Below are 17,495 nucleotides of genomic sequence, written 5' to 3'. Positions count from 1 at the left end.
TTTCTCCGCGAATGCGGCCGTCATTCCGAACTATTAAATATATGAACACATAGTTCATCATAGATTCGTTATGCCAATGAACCGCCGCACAATCCTGAAGCAACTGGCAGGCACGACGGCCGTCGGCGCACTCGCAGGGTGCGTGGGCGTGTCGGAGACCGATTCGACGCAGACGCCCGAACAGAGCGGTGCGGAGGGCGACGACGGTGGCGAAGAGACCACCGCGGGAGCGGAGACCGAGTCCGCGGGCCCGAGCGGGACGTTCACGCTCTGGCATCAGCGCGCGGAAGCCGAGAAGAAGGCGCTCGAAGCCAACGCCGAGACGTTCACCTCGGAGACGGACCACACGGCCAACCCCGCCGAAATCGCCGACCTCCGGAAGAAGACGACCTCCGCCATCCCGGCCGGACAGGGCGCGGGCATGTTCGACTGGGCCCACGACTGGACCGGCGAGTACTACCAGAACGGCTTCCTCTCGGACCAGAGCGACCAGCTGGACGTGGACCTCTCGGTCTACACCCGCCCCGCGCAGGAGGCGGTCCAGTTCGACGGCGCGACCGTTGCGCTCCCCTACGCGGCCGAGACCGTCGGCCTCATCTACAACAAGGAGATGGTGGACGAAGCGCCCGAGACCATCGCCGACATGACGGCCATCATGGAGGAGTACCACGATCCCGAAAACGGGATGTACGGCCTCAGCTACCCGCTGAACGCCTACTTCATGAGCGCGTGGGCACACGCCTTCGGCGGCTACTACTTCGACGAGTCGAACGTCGAACTCGGCCTGTCGAACGAGGCGACCCTCGACGGGTTCCAGTTCATCCTCGACAACTTCGTCCCGTACCAGCCCAAGGACACGGGCTACGACCCGCAGGCGGCCGTCTTCCTCGAAGGCAACGCGCCCTTCGCCATCAACGGGCCGTGGTTCCTCGGCGACGTTCGCTCCAACGACATCGACGCCGGCATCGCCCGGCTCCCCTCGCCCGAGGGCGACGCCGAGCCCAAGCCGTACACGACGGTCAAGCAGCTCTACTTCACGTCGACGCTGGAGGGCGACGAGGCGACGGCGGCCGCGTCCCGCGCGTTCGCCGAGTGGTACACCACGAACACCGACGTGCTCTCGGCGAACGCCGAGGAGTTCGGCTACATCCCGGTCCACAAGGAACTCGCTTCGAGCAGCGACCTCCCCGAGGCCGTCAAGGGCTTCTCGGAGTCCGTCTCGCTCGGCACGCCCATCCCGACGCACCCGAACATGGGCGACGTGTGGGGGCCGCTCGAAGACGCCTTCAACAGCGTGAAAAACGGCGACGCGGAGCTCGAACCCGCGTTCACGAAGGCCGAAGAAAACATCCGGTCTAACTGGGAGTAAGGACGATGAGCGTCGTCGACAGCGCCGTCGAGCGCGTCGCGGACAGCCCGGTCGTGAGCAAGGACGACCTGCCCTTGCTGTTGGTACTGCCGGGGCTGTTCGTCTTCCTCGCGTTCATGCTCTTTCCCGTCCTGTACCTGGTGTATCTCTCGTTCACCAACGCGGAGCCGGCCACGCTGTTCCAGGGCAAAGAGCAATGGGTCGGCCTCGCCAACTACGCGACGGTCCTCTCGGACGGCCAGTTCTGGAACTCGATGGGCGTGACGTGGCTGTTCGTCGCCACGTCGGTCGCGCTCAAGGTGCTCGTCGGCCTCGGCATCGGGCTCGTGGTGACGGGCAACCGCGTCCGCGGCAAGCGGTTCATGCGGGCGCTCATCATCATCCCGCTGGGCCTGCCGGGAATCTTCACCATCACCATCTGGCGCGGCATCTTCAGCTCCGCCGAGTTCGGCCTCGCCAACCAGTTCCTCCGGATGGCCGGCCTCGACTCCATCGCCTGGCTCTCCGAGCGCTGGATGGCCTTTCTCGCCTACAACGTCACCGAGGCGTGGCTGGCGTACCCGTTCATGGTCATCATCACCGTGAGCGCCCTGCAGGACGTCTCCGAGGAGCTCCACGAGGCGGCGATGATAGACGGCGCGGGGTTCTTCGCCCGCTTCCTGCACGTGACGCTTCCCTCTATCAAGCGCCCCGTGCTGTTCGCCTCGATTCTCACGGCCGCGGCGTCGTTCCAGCAGTTCCTCATCCCGTACGTGTTCAATCAGGGCGGGCCGTCGCGGACGAACGAACTGCTCATCGTCTACGGCTACCGCGAGGCGTTCCGCTTCCAGAAGTACGGTGAGGGCGCGGCCATCATGCTGGTCGCCGTGGCCGTCATCGGCGTCTTCATGATGCTGAACGTCAAGAAGGGACAGCTCGCCGAGGGGGTGGACGACGCATGAGCGCCATCTCCGACATCGCGGCCGAGCTCGCCGACGACGCGCGGACCGCCGCGATGGCCCCCGTCGAGTCGGTCAAGGACGCCAAGTACACCCTCGAAGGCATCCGCGAGGGGCGCGTCAGCCCCGCGACGGTGCTGAAGACCGCCGGCATCACCCTCGGTGCCGCGGTCGTCGTCGCGCTCCTGTTGTTCCCGCTGTACTGGGTCGCCGTCGGGGCCTTCTCGGGCACCGGCGCGTCGCTGTACTCGTCGAGCGGGATTCGCCTGTGGCCGGCCGACCCGACCATCGAGCCGTTCCTGTGGGTCATCGGCGACCTCATCGTCCCGAGCTACCGCATCAGCCTCGGCCTCGGCGGCTACGAGGTGTTCCTGCAGACGCCCGAACTGACGTTCCTCGACGTGTCGCAGTACGGGGTCACGGAGACCTCCGAGTTCAAGCGGTTCTTCGCGAACAGCCTCACCGTGGCGATTCCGACGGTGATACTGGCGATGTGTCTCATCGTCCCCAGCGCCTACGCGCTGTCGCGCCGGCAGTTCATCGGGCGCTCGAAGGTGCTGTACGGCTACGTGCTGTTCACGCAAATCGGCGGCGGCCTCGGCGTCGCGCTCCTCATCGCGCTGTACGCCCTGTTCGTCCAGTTCGGCTTCAACGACAGCAAGCTCGCGCTGTCGGCGTACTACGCCGCCACCGCGGTCCCGTTCAACACGTGGCTCCTGAAGACGTACATGGACGGGATTCCCGTCTCCTACGAGGAGGCCGCGATGATGGACGGCGCGCCGTCGTGGAAGATCGTCACCGAAATCATCCTCCCCCTGTCGAAGGCGGGGCTGGCGACGGTGTTCATCTTCACCTTCCTCACCGGGTGGACCGAGTTCGTCGTCGCCCAGACGCTGCTTTCGACGGACAACTACACCCTCCCCGTCGGGCTGTACTCGCTCGTCGGCCGGTACTCCATCCCGTGGGCCCGGTTCTCGGCGTTCGCGCTGACGTTCGCCGCGCCCATCATGCTCATCTACCTGTTCGCACAGCGCTACATCGAAGGTGGCCTGTCGTTCGGCGGGATGGAAGGCTAAACGCGGCGACTCGCTCGGATTCTTTTTCACCGGTCGTCGATTCGGCTGGTACCAACGCGCCGTGAGAGCGACCGGTCTCACAGCCCGCCGCGGAGCTTTCCGGCGACGAGCCTCGGTGCCTGTCGAATCACCGTGGGGAACGTCAGTCCGAGTTGTTCCGCCACTTCTCGCATGTCGAAGTACGCGCGGTGTTCGCCGATGTAGTCCCCGTCGAGACGGAGCACCGAGACGACCCGAATATCAATCGTCCGGCCGGTCGGCGGGAGACCGTCGAGGGGGCCGTCGTGCGTTCCCGTCAACCGGGCTTCGTACATCACGACACCGTCGCCGGCGAGCAGTTCGAGGACCGTAATCTCGAAATCTGGATAGCCGGTCGTCACTCCCTCGACGAACTGTCGGAGACCGTCGCGCCCGTGGACCTCGCGCTTCGGTCCGGGAATTCTCTCCGCCGGGGCGGCCGGGTCGTACATCACGAACGACTCCGAGACCAGCCGCGGAATTGCGGCGTAGTTCCGGGTGTTCCACAGTTCGACGTATGCGTCCGCGAACTCGGTGGCACTCCCGCCGGGGAGCATCGGTCCCGCGTCTATCGTCTCCATCTTCCGCGTATCTGCGTCGGCCATGACCCCTCTCCACCGTGAATATTGATGTGTGGTAGCATATGTGTTCCTGTGAGGGTCACCACGACACCTCGACGGTATGGAAAGGCAACAGCTGATTCCCCTTCAACAGCCACGAGAACCGCGTGTGTCACTACCGCATGCTGTTTCCAATCCGAAGTCCTTAACCCTCCCCTGTTGGTAGTTCCGCCAACTCGCTGGCAATGCGGGCACGCCAGAGGGCACCCGTCACGAACGGGACGAAATGTGGTCTCAGGGGAGTTCCCCGACGGACTGAATCGCAAGCGCCCGCGGTGATATACAATGGCACGAAGCTTCTATTCCCACATCAAGGAAGCGTGGAAGACCCCGAAGGAAGGCAAGCTGGCCGAACTCCAGTGGCAGCGAAAACAGGAGTGGCGCAACCAGGGCGCTATCGAGCGCATCGAGCGCCCCACCCGCCTCGACAAGGCCCGTGAGCTCGGCTACAAGGCCAAGCAGGGCATCGTCGTGGTCCGCGTCTCCGTCCGCAAGGGCGGCGCGCGCAAACAGCGCCACAAGGCCGGTCGCCGCACGAAGCGCCAGGGCGTCAACCGCATCGGCCGCCGCAAGTCCATCCCGCGCATCGCGGAGGAGCGCGCCTCTCGCAAGCACCCCAACCTGCGCGTGCTGAACTCCTACGGCGTCGGACAGGACGGCTCCCAGAAGTGGCAGGAAGTCATCCTCGTCGACCCCGAGCACCCGGCCATCCAGAACGACGACGACCTCAACTGGATCTGCGACGACACCCACGAGGGCCGCGCCTTCCGCGGTCTCACCAACGCGGGCAAGAAGAACCGCGGTCTCCAGAACCGCGGCAAGGGCACGGAGCACATCCGTCCGTCCATCCGCGCCGGCAACGGCCGCGGCAAGTAACGCCCCGCGCACCGCGCCAATCTCCTCTCTTTATCGACCGCCGAGCCGCGGCTTCGTCGCCGTCGGAATCGACGGCCCGTACGCTTATTCCGGCCGCTCCGGACTACTGACACGACTGCATGGTCAGTATCGAAATCAGCGGACCGCTGCTCCTCGCCGCCGCGGTCCTCGGGGCGGCGTGGATATACCGGGACGCGAAGCGCCGCGCGATGGACACGGCGGACATGTGGGCGGTCGGGTTCTTCGTCGCGTTCGTCCTCCTGCCGGTGCTCGGCGGCCTCGCCGTCTTCGTCTTCTACCTCCGAAACCGGAACCGGCGGCGGGGGTCGCCCGTCGCGGTTCCCGGGGCGTAGGTTCGGGCGTCGCTCTGCGAGTCGAGAAGAGCAGTCGTGAAACCCCGTCGGCGACTCAGAACGGCGACGTGGGTCCGAGGTCCGCCTCGCCCTCGGACCCGTCTTCGACCGCGCCGTCCCACGCGTCGAAGCCGCCGCGGAGGCTGGACACGTCGGCGTCGACGTTGCTGTCCAGCACCGAGGCGACCTGCTTCGAACTCTTGCCGACGTAACACGAGACGACGACCTCGGCGGGCCACTCGCGGTCGAACACCTCGGGGCCGAGCGTCGCCGCCGGGAGGTTCTCCGAATCGGGGATGTGTCCGGACGCGTACGACGAGGGGTCTCGAATGTCGACGACGGCGATGTCTTCGTCGTCGGCCAGTCTCTCGCGTAGTTCGTCGGGCGTCGTCTCGGCGACCATACCCGACGTGACGGGCGGAGCGTCAAAGGCGCGTCGCTTCCGGCGATGTCGTCGGCGGCGACGGCGGTCCGCGACCCGGGCCACGGGAACCGGTCCGCCCGTGCCGCGGCTTTATTCGGGGGCGACGCCAACCTCGGGATATGACGCTCTCACTCGACGCCACCCAGTTGGACCGCTACTCGCGGCACATCATCATGGACGAGGTCGGCCCGGAGGGCCAAGAGCGACTGCTCTCGGCGCGGGTCGTCGTCGTCGGCGCGGGCGGGTTGGGCGCGCCGGCCATCGAGTACCTCGCGGCGGTCGGCGTCGGCGAACTCGTCGTCGTCGACGACGACGTGGTCGAGCGGAGCAACCTCCAGCGGCAGGTCATCCACCGCGACGACGACGTGGGCGTGGCCAAAGCCGAGAGCGCCGCCGCGTTCGTCCGCGGGCTCAACCCCGACGTGTCGGTCGAGCCGGTCGAAGCCCGCGTGGACAAGTCGAACGTCCACGAGATTCTCGCGGGCGCGGACGTGGTGGTCGACGCCTCGGACAACTTCCCGACGCGCTACCTCCTCAACGACGTCTGTCGCTTCGAGGGAATCCCGCTGGTCCACGGCGCGATATACAAGTTCGAGGGGCAGGCGACGACGCTCGTCCCCGAGGGGCCGTGCTACCGGTGTCTGTTCGCCGAAGCGCCCGAACCGGGGACCGTCCCCGACTGCGCGACGACCGGCGTCCTCGGCGTCCTCCCCGGAACGGTCGGCTGTATTCAGGCGACGGAAGCGATGAAGCTCCTCCTCGACGAGGGCGAGGTGCTCGACGGCCGGCTCCTGTTTTACGACGCCATGGACATGACGTTCGAGACGGTCCCGTACCGGAAGAACCCGGACTGCCCCGTCTGCGGCGAGGGCGGCGTCGACTCCATCGAGGACATCGACTACGTCGAGAGCTGCGCAATCAGTCTCGACTGAGAAGAGAACTCCAACGCGGCGTCGTCGAACGCCCCGAGTCGGTCGCGCTACCGGTCGAACTGGAACCCGCCGAACTCGTCCGCAGAGCCGCCGTCGGTCGCCGCGCGGACCGAGTCGGCGTCCGCGCCGTCGACCACCTCGTCGAAGTCCATCGCGTCCAGTTCCTCGACCGCCGCCGCGTCGCCGCCGACGAGGGCGTCCACCCGGTCGGCGAGCGCGTCGAGCGCGACCGTCTGGTCGGCCGTCGCGTCGGTGATGTCGGTCGTCGACGCCTCGGCCGCGGTCGCGTGTTCCTGGGCCACCTGAATCGTGGTCGTGACCTCCTCGATGTTGGTCGCCTGCGAGTCGGTCGCGCGGGCGACCTCGGTGACGCCGTTGGCCGCGGAGTCCGCGGCGTCCGCGATTTCGGAGAGCGAGGCGAGCACGTCCTCGATTTCGCCGGAGGCGACCTGAATCTGCTCGTGGGACTGCTCGGAGGCCAGCACCGTCTCGTCGGCCTGCTCTTGAATCTCGGCGATGCTGTCGGCGATTTCCTCCGTGTGCTCGTGGGTCTGGTTCGCGAGCTGTTTGACCTCGTCGGCGACGACCGAGAAGCCCTCGCCGGCCTCGCCGGCGCGGGCGGCCTCGATGTTCGCGTTGAGCGCGAGCAGGTTCGTCCGGTCTGCGACCTCCGCGATGACCTCGACGACCTCCTCGATGACGACCATGCGCTGTTGGAGTTCGGTCACGCTGTCGAGCAGTTCGTCGGAGATGTCGATGACCTGGTCGGTCGCGGACCGGATGCTCTGGCCGGCCTCCTGCCCGTTTTCGGCGGCCGCGCGGGCCTGATTCGCCGCCGAGGCGACCTCGTCGGAGGTGGCCGCTATCTCCTCCATGCTGGCCGAGAGGTCCTGCATCTCCTCTGCGCCCGTCGAGAGGAGGTCCGCCTGCTCCGTGACCTGCGACTCGATGTCGGTCGCGGCGGTCGCGGCCCGCTGAATCGCGCCGCCGAGGTCGGCCGTCGTGGCGTCGACCTCGCTGGCGAGGCGGTCGAACCGGGTCGCCATCTCGTTGAGGTCCGAGACGACCGCCAGCGTCTCGTCGTTGAGGACGCCGCGGTCGTCCGTGAACGACGCGCGGGCCGAGAGGTCGCCGGCCGTGAGGCTCCCGATGGTGGTCGAGACCTCGTCGACGAGCGCCTCCGACGCCCGCTGTTTCTCCACGGCGTCGGTCCGGTCGTGGACCGCCTCGACGACGCCGACCAGTTCGTCGCCCTCGAACAGCGGTTGGGCGGTGAAAGCGATGTGGCGGTCCGCGCCGTGTCGGTCGGTCATGGTACTGGTGTCGCGGTAGAGCCGGCTCCCCTCGTCGACCACGTCGAGCCCGTGGACCTCGTCGGCGGTCCGCGGGTCGTCGAGCACCTTGTCGGCGAGCGTCTTCGCCCGCCGGCCGTCCGGGTAGAACAGTTCGCTCACGTGTTCCGACCCGAGCGCCTCCGCCGCGGGAACGCCCGTGAGTTTCGTAATCGGGCCGTTCCACGTGATGACCCGGCCGTCGGCGTCGAGGACGAACACCGGCATTCCCACGCCGTCGAGCAGGCTACCGGTGTCCAGTCGCTCCGCCGCCAGCGCGACCGTCCCTCGTTCGTCAGCCTGTGCGCCACCGTCGGTCCGCGTCCGAGCCCCGACCCCCGGGACCAGCGCCGCGAGTCGCGAAAGCAGGTCCATACGTCCACCTCACGCGGATTGCCGGTATAACGCTACGCTCCGAGATATCATATTTGATATTGGGTGATATGAAAGTGATATTTTCTGGCGAACGGGGACGGAGAACGAACGGTCGAGAAACGCGGTCGTCGGGCGGGAGAGCCGAATGGGGACCGGGGAAGGCCGAGTGAGGGACCGGAGAGGGCCGGGTGAAGGACCGGAGGGCCGAATGGGGGACGAGTCGTTCGGAGGGTCGCAGGGTGCCCTGCGACGGGTGCGGCGTCAGTCGAGTCTGTCGGAACGGCCGTCGTCGGTGCGGTCGGAACGGCCGTCCGCGTCGAGACCGCCGTCGGTCGCCGGAGCGTCGAGTTCGGCGGTCGACGCGGCGTCTGCGTCGGCGAACGCGGCGTCGCGGTCGGCGGCGTCGTGGTCGACGGTGAACTCGGAGACGAGCGACATCAGCCGCTCGGACTGGGTAGCGAGACGGTCCGCGCCGTCGGAGACCTCGCTGAGCGAGGCGGTCTGTTCTTCGGCCGCGGCCGCGACCGACTCGGCGCGCTCGGCGGTCTCGTCGCTGATATCGGAGACGCGGTCCATCATCGACGCGACCTCCTCGGTCGAGGCGGCCTGTTCGTCCGTGGTCCGGCTGATTTCGTCGACGCCGTCGGTCGTCTCGCGGACGTTCTCGACGATGGTGTCGAGCGAGTCGCGGGCGGTCTGGACCGCGTCGACGCCGGAGTCGACGGCGTCGCGCGTCTCGCGCATCTCGGAGACGGACGCCGCGGACTTCGCTTGGACCTCCTCGATGGTCGCCTCGATTTCCTCGGCGGAGGCCTTGGTCTCGCCGGCGAGTTCCTTGACCTCGTTCGCGACGACCGAGAAGCCCTCGCCGGCCTCGCCGGCGCGGGCGGCCTCGATGTTCGCGTTGAGCGCGAGGATGTTCGTCTGCTCCGCGATGTCGGTGATGAGTTCGACGATGTCGCCGATTTCGGCCATGTCGCCTTCGAGGTCCTCGATGCGGTCGACCGTCCGGCGGGTCTGCGTCTCGACGGTCTCGATGGTGTCGATGGCGTTGGCGGCCGCCTCGTGGCCGTCCTCGCTCGCTTCGAGAGTGTGCTGGGCGGTCCGTTCGAGCTCGCTCGCCGAGGAGGCGACCTCCTCGATGGTCGCAGAGAGGTTGCTCGTCTCGCTCGTCGTCTGCCGGAGGTTCTCGCGCTGTTCGTGCGCGCCCTCGGCCATGACCTGCGTGGACTCGCTGACCTGTCGGCTCGCGCGCTCTATCTCCTGGGAGCTCGCGGTGACCTCTTGGCTGGCCGCGGCGACGGTCTCGGCGAACTCGACGACCTCCGCGACGGTCGCTTCGAGCTCGTCGGCCATGTCGTTGAACGACCGCGCCATCTCGTTCATCGCGTCGTTGTCGGCGTCCTCCGACATCCGGCGCGTGAGGTCGCCGTCGGCGGCGTCCGCCATCGTCTCACTGAACTCGGCGGCCGTCGCTTCGAGTTCGGTGATGAGCGCTTCGAGTTCCGTGTGCGTCTGGCCCATCGACTCGCCGAACGACCCCGGGATGTCCTCGTCGAGGACGGGGTCGTCGAAGCGCTTGTCCGCGAGCGCCTCGGCCTGCCCGGCGACGGTCGTCAGGTACGACTGCATCGACTCGAAGGAGTCGTACAGCCGGCCCATCTCGTCGATGCGGGCGGTGTTCGGGAGGTCGCCGTCGACCTCGCCGTTGGCGATGTCGTCGGCGTTGCGGGCGACGACCGAGAGGGACCGCGCGGTGCCGCGGCCCATGGTCGCGCCGACGAGGAACAGCGCGCCGACGCCGAACGCGACGAGGAGCATCACGTTCGTCGTCACCTGCGACTGGAGCGCGAACGCCCGGTCGGCCGGGACGTGGTAGGTGAGCACCCAGTCGGTGCCGGTGATGGGCGCGTACGCCATCGCGTACTCGCCGGACGCCATGCCCGTGCGGGCGGAGACGACCTCGTAGCCGGTCTGTCCGGACAGCGCCGCGTCGATGGCCTCGATGGACGAGCCGTCGGCGGCCGCGTACTGGTCGAGGATGGACGCCTTCCGGTTGTCGAAGAGGATGGTTCCCGACTCGGAGACGACCTTGGTGTCGCCGGTCGCGTAGGGCGATTCGAACTGGTGGGAGCCCGCTGCGAGCGACGCCGTCAGGACGATTGCGCCGTTGGCCCCGGAGACGGGCGCGGCGAACGCGACGACCGGCTCGCCGCCGGACTCGTACGGCTCGGTGACGGTCACGGACTGGCCCGACGCCAGCGACGCGGCGTCGTCGGCCCACGGCGCGGACAGCGAGTCGAGCGACTGCCCGGTCGCGCTGTCGGTCGTGCTCGCGACGACCGCGCCGGTGTCGGCGTCGACGTAGTGGAGCGAGCGGACGTCGCCGGAGAGTTGGATGAGCTTCCCTTCGAGCCACCGCTGGTGGTCGGCGGGCGGAGTCCCGGCCGGTTGGTCCGCGAGCGACTCGGCGAGGAACGAGACGGTGGACTCCTTCGAGGTCACCCAGTCGGCGACCGACTTGGCCTCCGTCGCCGCCGCGCCGCGAATCTGCGACTCGGTCTGCGACTCGACGACCGACTTGGTGTCGAAGTGGATGTACGCGCCCGCGCCGCCCATGACGAGCGCGATGAGGAGGAGCACGACCCCGAATTTCGCCGCGTAGCGGCGGCGAATCACGTTCGGAAGCGCCCGTTCGAGGAGGCTCGTCAGCCGCGAAAACGGGTTCATTGGTCACCTCCGGACTCGAAGAACTGGCGCTGGAGGAGTTCGACCTGCTCGACCGAGCCGTTGTGGACCCGCTCGACGAGGTACGAACTCAGCGGTTCGAGCGCCTCGGTGAGGTCGACCCCGCTCGACGCGCCCTGGTAGTTCAGTTCGCGGCCGGCGTCGACGAGCGTTCGAACCCGGTCGAACTCGCCGACAGAGACGGTGTGTCCGGTTCCGCCCGAGACGGTCTGCAGGGCGTCTGCGATGGCCGGACCCGACGCCTCGCCCGCGTACTCCGCCGCGGTCGCCATGAGGAACAGGGCGTCGTAGGCGTTCGCCGCGTAGGGTTGCAGCGGCGCGATGTCGGAGAGCCGCTGGGAGAGGTGGAAGTAGCCGTCAGTCCGAACCGACGACAGCGAGGCGCTGTAGAAGCCCTCGTAGTAGGGCGGAATCTCGCCGTCGAACAGGCCGGCCGAGAAGACCCACGGGGCCTCGTAGTCGGACGCGCCGTAGGCGTCGAGGACGCCCCCCTCCTGTCCGGGGACGCTGACGAAGCCGACCGCGTCGGGCGAGTCGGCGAACACCTCGTCGACGACGCCGCCGAAGTCGTCCGCGGCCGGGTCGTAGCTGACCTCGGTGACGACCTCCGCGTCGAGTTGGTCGCCGAGTGCGGTGCCGAGGTCGGAGCCGAAGGCCCCGTCGACGGTGAGCACGGCGACCCGGTCGGCGTCGGCGTACTGCGGCGCGTCGAGAATCTTCGCCATCGCGGTCGCCTGCAGGCTGTCGCTCGGGACGGTGCGGCCGAAGAACTTCCGACCGTCGGCGCGCCCGGCCTCCGAGAGCCGCGGGTTCGTGCTCGCCGGACTCATCTCCATGACGGCGTCGTCGGCCGCCTCGGGGGCGAGCGCGAGCGACACGTCGCTGACGAGGCCGCCGACGAAGCCGACGACGCCCGCGTCGGCCAGCGAGGCGTAGCCGTCCGTCGCGACCGACGCGGACCCCTCCGTGTCCACGGTGGTCAGTTCGACCGGCCGCCCGAGCACGCCGCCCGCGCGGTTGATGTCTTCGACCGCCTGCTCGGCGGCGCGTTTGCCGTGCACTCCCACCTGCTCCAGCGACCCGCTGACGGGCAACATCGCCCCGAATCGAACGGGCTCCCCGGACTCCGTTCCGAACGTCCCCACGCACCCGGACAGCGAGCCGAGCCCCACCGCGCCGGCGGCGGTGCGGAGAAACGTTCGTCTGTCGTACCTTGCTGTCACAGATTTCCCGAGACAACTCCCGTATATAATTTTGGGCCGCCGATTATCATACGCTGTATTTTTGGGACGATTGTCCAACATCGAACACGAGATATGGATGTGCTACCACGCAACAGCCGAGCGAGTCGTCGCGCCGAGGGGTCAGTTTCGGGGCGCTCGCACTCCCTCACGACTGGGGCATCGTAGCGTTTTATCCGCCGGCCCGCCCACGTGCGGACATGACTACTCAGGGAATCGTCGGACAGTTCCTCTCGCTGAAAGAGGAGACCGACGCCGACCTGCTCGCCATGCAGTGCGGCGACTTCTACGAGTTCTTCGCCGACGACGCCGAGACCGTCGGCCGCGAACTCGACCTCAAGGTCTCCCAGAAGTCCTCGCACGGGTCGTCGTATCCGATGGCGGGCGTGCCGCTGAACGACCTGACGCCCTACCTCAAGGCGCTCGTCGAGCGCGGCTACCGGGTCGCCGTCGCCGACCAGTACGAGACCGAGTCCGGCGACCTTCGCCGCGAAATCAAGCGCGTCGTCACGCCGGGGACGCTCCTCGAAACGTCGCGCGCCGACGCGCAGTTCCTCGCGGCCGTCGTGACCGACGGCGACGGGGTCGGCCTCGCGTTCGCCGACATCACCACCGGCCAGTTCCTCGTCACCGAGGCCGCGACCGTCGACGACGCCGCGGCCGAACTCTACCGCTTCGCCCCCGTCGAAGTCCTCCCCGGCCCGGAACTGCGCGGCGACGACGAGACCCTCTCTCGGCTGCGCGAGGCCACGGACGCCTCCTTCTCGCTTTTCTCCACCGAGGCGTTCGCGCCGGGTCGCGCCCGCCACGCCGTCCGCGAGCAGTTCGGCGCGTCCACGGTCGACAGCGTCGGTCTTGACTCCGACCTCGCGACCCGCGCCGCCGGCGGCGTCCTCGCCTACGTCGAGGAGACGGGCGCGGGCGTCCTCCGGTCGATGACCCGCCTGCAGGTCTACCACCCCTCGGACCTGCTCGAACTCGACGCGACCACCCAGCGCAACCTCGAACTCATCGAGACGATGCACGGCGACCGCTCGGGGTCGCTGTTCGACACGATAGACCACACCGTCACCTCTCCCGGCGGCCGCCTCCTCCGGGAGTGGTTGACCCGACCGCGGCGCGACCGCGACGAACTCGCCCGCCGACTCGACGCCGTGCAGTCGCTCGCCGCGGCCGCCCTCGCCCGCGAGCGCGTTCGCGAGGTGCTCGACGGGGCGTACGACCTCGAACGGCTCGCCTCCCGGTCGGCGTCCGAGAGCGCCGGCGCGTCCGACCTGCTGTCGGTCCGGGACACCCTCTCCGTGCTTCCCGCGCTCGCCGACGCCATCGAGGGGACCGAACTCGCGGACTCTCCGCTCGCGGAAGTCGTCTCGCGGCCGGACCGGGACGCCGCGGCCGACCTCCGCGCCGACCTCGCCGACGCGCTCGCCGAGGACCCGCCGAAGACGGTCACGCAGGGCGGGCTGTTCCAGAAGGGCTACGACGACGAACTCGACGCCCTCATCGAGCGCCACGAGTCGGCGAAGTCGTGGCTCGACACGCTCGCCGACCGCGAAAAGCGGGACCACGGCCTCTCGCACGTCACCGTCGACCGCAACAAGACCGACGGCTACTACATCCAGGTCGGCAAGTCGGTCGCCGACCAGGTGCCCGAACACTACCGGCAGATAAAGACGCTCAAGAACTCAAAGCGCTTCGTCACCGAGGAGTTAGAGGAGAAGGAACGCGAGGTGCTCCGGCTCGAAGAGGCCCGCGGCGACCTCGAATACGAACTGTTCGAGGACCTCCGCGAGCGCGTGGCCCGGCGCGCCGAACTCTTACAGGACGTGGGCCGGACCATCGCCGAGGTGGACGCGCTGGCGTCGCTCGCGACCCACGCCGCCGGCAACGGCTGGACGCGCCCCGAACTCACGGACGCCGGGGCGCTCGACATCGAGGCCGGTCGCCACCCGGTCGTGGAGACGACGACCGACTTCGTCCCGAACGACCTCCGCATGGACGACGAGCGCGGCTTCCTCATCGTCACCGGGCCGAACATGTCCGGCAAATCGACGTACATGCGGCAGGCGGCGCTCATCACGCTCCTCGCGCAGGTCGGCAGTTTCGTCCCCGCGCGCTCGGCGACCGTCGGCGTCGTCGACGGCATCTACACCCGCGTCGGCGCGCTGGACGAACTCGCGCAGGGTCGCTCGACGTTCATGGTCGAGATGCAGGAACTCTCGAACATCCTCCACTCGGCCACCGAGGACTCGCTCGTCATCCTCGACGAGGTGGGCCGCGGAACCGCCACCTACGACGGCATCTCCATCGCGTGGGCGGCCACCGAATACCTGCATAACGAGATACGGGCCAAGACGCTCTTCGCCACGCACTACCACGAGCTGACGACCCTCGCGGACCACCTCGACCGCGTCGCCAACGTCCACGTCGCCGCCGACGAGCGCGACGGGGACGTGACCTTCCTCAGGACCGTCGTCGACGGCCCGACCGACCGGAGTTACGGGATTCACGTCGCCGATTTGGCGGGGGTTCCGCGCCCGGTCGTCGACCGCGCCGCCGACGTGCTCGACCGGCTCCGCGAGGAGAAGGCCATCGAGGCGAAGGGGTCCGGAACCTCGGAGCCCGTACAGGCCGTCTTCGACGTGGGGAGCGGACAGATGAACGTCGCGGAGGGCGGCGACGCCGCCGGCGATTCGGCGGGCTCCGGCGCGCCCGCGAACGGCGCGACGGGCAACGGGTCGGCCGGGGCGCTCGCCGGGGCGAGCACCGAGGCGGCCGACGCCGAGACAGAGACCGAGTCCGGGGCCGCGGTGGACCCGGAGGCCGAAGCCGTCCTCGACGAACTCCGGGCGACCGACGTGAACGACACGTCGCCGCTGGACCTGATGGCGAAGGTGCAGGCCTGGCAGTCGAAACTGGACGGCGGTGACGGCGCATGAGCGACATCAAACAGCTCGACGAGAAGACCATCCAGCGCATCGCCGCCGGCGAGGTGGTCGAACGACCCGCCTCGGTCGTCAAGGAGCTGTTCGAAAACAGCCTCGACGCGGACGCGACGCGCATCTCCGTGGCCGTCGACGCCGGCGGCGTGGAGGGCGTCCGCATCCGCGACGACGGCGTCGGCATGAGCGAGGAGGACCTCGAACTCGCCGTCCGCGAGCACACGACGAGCAAAATCGGCGACATCGAGGACCTCGAAGCCGGCGTCGGCACCCTCGGCTTCCGCGGCGAGGCGCTGCACACCATCGGCGCGGTCTCGCGGCTGACCATCCGGTCGAAGCCCCGCGGCGGCGACGTGGGGACGGAGCTGAACTACGAGGGCGGCGAGGTCGAGTCGATTCGGCCCGCCGGCTGTCCCGAGGGGACGGTCGTCGAGGTCGACGACCTGTTTTACAACACGCCCGCGCGCCGGAAGTTCCTCAAGACGACGGCGACCGAGTTCGACCACGTCAACGCGGTCGTCACCCACTACGCCCTCGCCAACCCCGACGTGGCCGTCTCGCTCGAACACGACGACCGCGAGGTGTTCGCCACCGAGGGTCGCGGCGACCTCCAGTCGACCGTGCTCTCGGTGTACGGCCGCGAGGTCGCGGAGTCGATGGTTCCGGTCGACCGCGACGCCCCCGGCGTCTCCGTCTCGGGGCTCGTGAGCCACCCCGAGACGACCCGAAGCACCCGCGACTATCTCTCGACGTTCGTCAACGACCGCTACGTCACCGACCGCGTGCTCCGCGAGGCCGTCCTCGACGCCTACGGCGGCCAACTCGACGCCGACCGCTACCCCTTCGCGGTGCTGTTCGTCGAGGTCGCGGCCGACGCCGTGGACGTGAACGTCCACCCGCGGAAGATGGAGGTCCGCTGGGACGACGAGGCCGGCGTCAAGCGCGACGTGACCGACGCGGTCGAAGACGCCCTGCTGAATCACGGCCTCGTCCGGTCGTCGGCCCCGCGGGGCCGGTCGAAAGCCGACGAGGCGGCCATCGAACCCGGTTCGCCGGACGACGACGACGCGGCGTCGATGGACCCCCACGAGGTCCGGGAAGCGGAATCGGCCGGCGAAACAGACGACGCGGACTCCCTGTCCGCGCGGGACGTGCAGTCGGCGCGGGAGGCCCGCGAGTCGGACGCGCGGTCGAATCCGGACCCGGACGCGGTCGCGGCCGACGACGCCGGACCAGACACCACGACTGCAACTGAACGTGGGGCGGGAGTCGGCACCGACAATCCGGCTGACGGCGACGCCGATGCGTCCGCCGAGACGCCCGAGGGTTCGGGGGGTTCGTCCGGTTCGACTTCGCCCTCGACGCCGGCGTCCGCGCCGCCGACGCCGCCCCGCGAGTACGACCTCGCGCCGGGACCGGAGACGACCGAGCAGTCGTCGCTTTCGACCGACGACGAGACTGAACCGGAGGCGGCGCAGGCACCGAGGCCGTCCGACGACCCCGAATCGGAGACCGAGTCGGACAGCGAAACCCCGCCACGTCGTCCCTCGCGCATTACCGCGCCGACGACCCAGCGCGACCTCTCCGGGGAGGAGGCGGACCTCTCGCCCGAGTTCGATTCGCTCCCGTCGATGCGAATCATCGGCCAACTCGCGGACACCTACATCGTCGCCGAGACCGGCGAGGGGTTGGTCCTCGTCGACCAGCACGCCGCCGACGAGCGCGTGAACTACGAGCGCCTGAAGGGCGAGGTCGAAGGCGACACGCCGACGCAGGCGCTGGCCGAACCGGTCGAACTCGAACTCACGGCGCGCGAGGCGGCGCTGTTCGAGGAGTACCGCGAGGCGCTGGCGCAGGTGGGCTTCCACGCCGGGCGGACCGGCGAGCGGACCGTCTCCGTGCGGACCGTCCCGGCGGTGTTCGACGCCGCGCTCGACCCCGGACTGCTCCGCGACGCGCTGACGGCGTTCGTCCGCGAGGAGGCCGACGGCGGCCGGAAGACCGTCGACGCCGTCGCCGACGAACTGCTGTCGGACCTCGCGTGTTACCCCTCGATTACGGGCAACACGTCGCTCCGGGAGGGCTCCGTGCTCGACCTGCTCGCCGCGCTCGACGACTGCGAGAACCCCTACGCCTGCCCCCACGGTCGCCCGGTCATCATCGAGTTCGACCGCGACGAAATCGCCTCGCGCTTCGAGCGCGACTACCCCGGCCACGGCGGGCGGCGACGCGAGGAGTAGCCGGCGCGGGTC

The 17,495-nt window shown here is 68.7% G+C and carries 13 protein-coding genes; 8 read left to right on the top strand and 5 right to left on the bottom strand.

The window, feature by feature from the left end; translation table 11 throughout:
• The first annotated feature begins 76 nt into the window (after positions 1-76).
• Genes ABY42_RS02580 through ABY42_RS02570 form a run of 3 tightly spaced genes read left to right on the top strand, consistent with a single transcriptional unit; the run spans position 77 to position 3,383 of the window.
• Positions 77-1,369, top strand: coding sequence for a substrate-binding domain-containing protein (locus tag ABY42_RS02580; protein ID WP_082220634.1), 1,293 nt, complete (start codon positions 77-79; stop codon positions 1,367-1,369).
• Between the two features lie 5 nt (positions 1,370-1,374).
• Positions 1,375-2,310 (top strand): carbohydrate ABC transporter permease, encoded by a 936-nt coding sequence (locus ABY42_RS02575; protein WP_004973245.1) that lies wholly within the window; start codon positions 1,375-1,377, stop codon positions 2,308-2,310.
• Positions 2,307-3,383, top strand: a complete 1,077-nt coding sequence (locus ABY42_RS02570) for a sugar ABC transporter permease (protein WP_050458644.1) — start codon at positions 2,307-2,309, stop codon at positions 3,381-3,383. The genes ABY42_RS02575 and ABY42_RS02570 overlap by 4 nt, the downstream gene beginning before the upstream one ends.
• Positions 3,384-3,460: 77 nt before the next feature.
• Here ABY42_RS02570 and ABY42_RS02565 read toward each other — a convergent pair whose 3' ends face one another.
• Positions 3,461-4,006 carry an ester cyclase gene (locus ABY42_RS02565; RefSeq protein WP_231608295.1) on the bottom strand — a complete coding sequence of 182 codons (546 nt, stop codon included), beginning with the start codon at positions 4,004-4,006 and terminating at the stop codon, positions 3,461-3,463.
• A gap of 300 nt (positions 4,007-4,306) precedes the next feature.
• Between ABY42_RS02565 and ABY42_RS02560 the strand changes: the two genes are divergently transcribed.
• Complete coding sequence (locus tag ABY42_RS02560; RefSeq protein WP_050458643.1) at positions 4,307-4,897, top strand: 50S ribosomal protein L15e; 591 nt, start codon at positions 4,307-4,309, stop codon at positions 4,895-4,897.
• Positions 4,898-5,016: 119 nt separating this feature from the next.
• Positions 5,017-5,250 (top strand): hypothetical protein, encoded by a 234-nt coding sequence (locus tag ABY42_RS02555; protein WP_050458642.1) that lies wholly within the window; start codon positions 5,017-5,019, stop codon positions 5,248-5,250.
• A 55-nt stretch (positions 5,251-5,305) separates the two neighbouring features.
• Here ABY42_RS02555 and ABY42_RS02550 read toward each other — a convergent pair whose 3' ends face one another.
• Complete coding sequence (locus ABY42_RS02550; protein ID WP_004973262.1) at positions 5,306-5,653, bottom strand: rhodanese-like domain-containing protein; 348 nt, start codon at positions 5,651-5,653, stop codon at positions 5,306-5,308.
• 140 nt (positions 5,654-5,793) lie between these two features.
• Here ABY42_RS02550 and ubaA point away from each other — a divergent pair, with 140 nt between their 5' ends.
• Positions 5,794-6,606 (top strand): SAMP-activating enzyme E1, encoded by an 813-nt coding sequence (gene ubaA / locus ABY42_RS02545; RefSeq protein WP_004973264.1) that lies wholly within the window; start codon positions 5,794-5,796, stop codon positions 6,604-6,606.
• Positions 6,607-6,653: 47 nt separating this feature from the next.
• On the opposite strand, the gene ABY42_RS02540 is transcribed toward ubaA, so the two are convergent.
• The 3 genes from ABY42_RS02540 to ABY42_RS02530 all read right to left on the bottom strand — a co-directional run bounded on the left by ABY42_RS02540 (position 6,654) and on the right by ABY42_RS02530 (position 12,217).
• Positions 6,654-8,312: a methyl-accepting chemotaxis protein gene (locus ABY42_RS02540; RefSeq protein WP_050458641.1), complete on the bottom strand. Its 1,659-nt coding sequence runs from the start codon at positions 8,310-8,312 to the stop codon at positions 6,654-6,656.
• A 261-nt stretch (positions 8,313-8,573) separates the two neighbouring features.
• Entirely contained in the window at positions 8,574-11,042 is a 2,469-nt protein-coding gene (locus ABY42_RS02535; RefSeq protein ID WP_050458640.1) for a methyl-accepting chemotaxis protein, read from the bottom strand.
• The gene (locus tag ABY42_RS02530) at positions 11,039-12,217 is read right to left on the bottom strand and encodes an ABC transporter substrate-binding protein (protein WP_394325149.1); all 1,179 of its coding nucleotides are present in this window, start codon (positions 12,215-12,217) and stop codon (positions 11,039-11,041) included. Before ABY42_RS02530 ends, ABY42_RS02535 begins: the two co-directional genes overlap by 4 nt.
• Positions 12,218-12,501: 284 nt before the next feature.
• On the opposite strand from ABY42_RS02530, the gene mutS reads away from it, so the two are divergent.
• Positions 12,502-15,240 (top strand): DNA mismatch repair protein MutS, encoded by a 2,739-nt coding sequence (mutS, locus tag ABY42_RS02525; RefSeq protein ID WP_050458638.1) that lies wholly within the window; start codon positions 12,502-12,504, stop codon positions 15,238-15,240.
• Positions 15,237-17,483 carry a DNA mismatch repair endonuclease MutL gene (gene mutL, locus ABY42_RS02520; RefSeq protein WP_050458637.1) on the top strand — a complete coding sequence of 749 codons (2,247 nt, stop codon included), beginning with the start codon at positions 15,237-15,239 and terminating at the stop codon, positions 17,481-17,483. The genes mutS and mutL overlap by 4 nt, the downstream gene beginning before the upstream one ends.
• Positions 17,484-17,495: the final 12 nt, after the last annotated feature.

This window comes from Haloferax gibbonsii, assembly GCF_001190965.1.
GTDB lineage: Archaea > Halobacteriota > Halobacteria > Halobacteriales > Haloferacaceae > Haloferax > Haloferax gibbonsii.
Note: the sequence above shows the minus strand (reverse complement) of the source record. Positions and strands in the feature narration are given on the sequence as shown.